Annotated in this window: 3 protein-coding genes and 1 pseudogene; all 4 read left to right on the top strand. The window is 73.2% G+C overall.

Going from position 1 to position 2,169, the window contains the following annotated elements:
* Positions 1 to 290: pseudogene (locus D7X55_RS38775) on the top strand (metallophosphoesterase); the annotation flags it as partial.
* A 137-nt stretch (positions 291 to 427) separates the two neighbouring features.
* The gene (locus D7X55_RS43760) at positions 428 to 841 is read left to right on the top strand and encodes a hypothetical protein (RefSeq protein WP_158626490.1); all 414 of its coding nucleotides are present in this window, start codon (positions 428 to 430) and stop codon (positions 839 to 841) included.
* Positions 801 to 1,625 (top strand): DUF4157 domain-containing protein, encoded by an 825-nt coding sequence (locus tag D7X55_RS38785; protein WP_233610341.1) that lies wholly within the window; start codon positions 801 to 803, stop codon positions 1,623 to 1,625. The genes D7X55_RS43760 and D7X55_RS38785 overlap by 41 nt, the downstream gene beginning before the upstream one ends.
* Positions 1,626 to 1,962: 337 nt before the next feature.
* Positions 1,963 to 2,169 (top strand): helix-turn-helix transcriptional regulator (locus D7X55_RS38790; RefSeq protein ID WP_233610342.1); only part of this gene is annotated, 207 nt, incomplete at its 3' end.

Below are 2,169 nucleotides of genomic sequence, written 5' to 3' on the forward strand. Positions count from 1 at the left end.
GCCTGCTGCTGGCCCACCAGCCCCGCACCGCCCTGTCCCTGCAGGGCCTTCGCGTGGACCTCCAGCTGTCCGGCCACACCCACGGCGGGCAGATCTTCCCCTTCATGTTCTTCGTGAAGCTCCAGCAGCCCGTCGTCCAGGGCCTGGCCACCGTCGCCGGAACCCGGGTCTATACGCACCGCGGCACCGGCTACTGGGGCCCCCCCATGCGCCTGGGCCCCGCCCCGGAGATCGCATCCCTCACCCTGGTAGGAGCTCCCGGCTCTGGCGGTGATTCAAGCCAAGCTTGATATTTCCGTTCTTGCTGCTTATTGTGGAGGACGTGTCCACCGCATCGTCTTCCCTCCTTGTCCCGGAATTCGCTTTCAGCCGCCCCACGGCGCCCGCGGTCCCGGGTGCGCGGCGCGGGGCGGCGGTGCCGGTCGCGGTGCCCCGGACCGGGGTGACGCCGCCGGTGCTGCTGGTCGTCTCCGAGGCCCCCGAGGTCCGGCTGGCGGTGGCCCGGGAGGTGGGCCTGCGCTACCGGCTGGTGACGGCGCTGGGGGCGACGTCGGCGGACCGGCGGCTGGACGTGGGCGTGGCGGTGGACGGGCTGGTGCTGGACCTGGACGCGGATCGCCGCGTCGTGAGCGACTTCCTCTGCCGGCTGGTGGACCGGGGCTTCCATGGCCCCCGCATCCTCCTGTCCTCCGGCTTCCGTCCCGAAGCGAGCGCCACCTTCCCGACGGCCTGTGACACCCACTTCGCGATTGGCCGGCCCTGGCGCTCCGGTCAGCTGCGCTCGCTCCTGGAGAGGGTCCTTGGGGTCTCCCACCTCGCTCAATCCGCAAGCTGTCCATGACACCCGCCGTGACGCTCCCCGCCTGGCGCCGTTGACGGCGCGGGTGGCGGACGCGGGCCACGGGTTGCTCACCGGCATCGCCGGGGCGTCCGCGGGCGCCGCGCGCAGCGCGTACCTGGCGCTGGCGCTGCTGGCCAGCGGCGTGGCCCGCTGCGCGACGGGGCGCTCACAGGACGGGCTGCCCCAGCTCAAGCGCTGCCTGTTCCGCGTGGCGCAGGTGCCGGTGGACCTGGTGCTGATGCTGGGCGGGCGCGTGCTGTCCGCCGTGCAGGTGGTGACGGGCCTGGAGCCCGTGGGCCGCCAGCTGACGGACGCGGAGGTGGACCGGCTGCGTCCCATCTTCGGCGACAGCCTGGACTACCGCTGCGTGCGCGTGAAGGAAGGCGCCCTGGGCCTCCTGGGCCTGCCGGGCCGCGCGTTCGCCCATGGCGACGTCCTCTTCATCCCCCCCGGCTACGGCGCGGTGGGCTTCCGGCTGCTGGTGCACGAGCTCACCCACGTCTGGCAACACCAGCACGGCGGCACGGGCTACCTGAGCGGCGCGCTGGCCGCGCAGTACCTGGGGGATGGCTACGACTGGCGCAAGGCCGTGGGCCACCGGCGCTGGGCGGAGCTCAACCCGGAGCAGCAGGCGCAGTTCATCGAGGACGCCGCCGACGCGCAGCTCATCCCCCACGTGGGCCGCCCCACGCCCCAGCAGCGGCTGCGCGGCTGGAGCGACGCCGCCCTGTGCCTGCTGGACGAGGCCCTGGACTGCCTCTACGCCGGACGGGGCGCGCCTTGACGGCGTCGCCGCAAGGGCATCCCCGGCGGCCCGGCGCAACCCCGGGCCCCTGAACCCGGACAATCCCCCAGCCCTCCCAGGCGTCGCGTGTCGTTTCATGTGGGCTAATGGACCCGTGAACGGCGCGCATCCGGTGGACACGGGATTGCGGGACTACCTGCCATATAGGAATGGGCCCGGGTGACGTGGCGGGTTATAACGCCCTCCGAACCGTTCCGGCGGTAGAGGGGTCGCGAGCCTTGCGGCCACCCCAGCGGACGTCACGTGCAAGGTTGATGTGGTGAAAACCCACCCCAGAGGTCCTCTCGCTTCCGGCCGCGTCCGGAAGAAGCCCCGTGTGGCGCCCGCGTCGGCGGCGGCGCTGTCGCGGCGGCAGTTGGAGCGCAAGCTGGCGGTCAGCGTGGGGGCGGCGGCCCGGGCCGCGCGGCTGAAGGCGGGCCTCACGCAGGCGGACGTGGCGGACCGCGTCGGCATCGCGTCGGAGGTCTACGGCCGGCTGGAGCGGGGCAAGATGATGCCCAGCGTGCCCACGCTGTTCCGGCTG

The sequence above is a fragment of the Corallococcus sp. AB049A genome (assembly GCF_003668885.1).
GTDB lineage: Bacteria > Myxococcota > Myxococcia > Myxococcales > Myxococcaceae > Corallococcus > Corallococcus interemptor.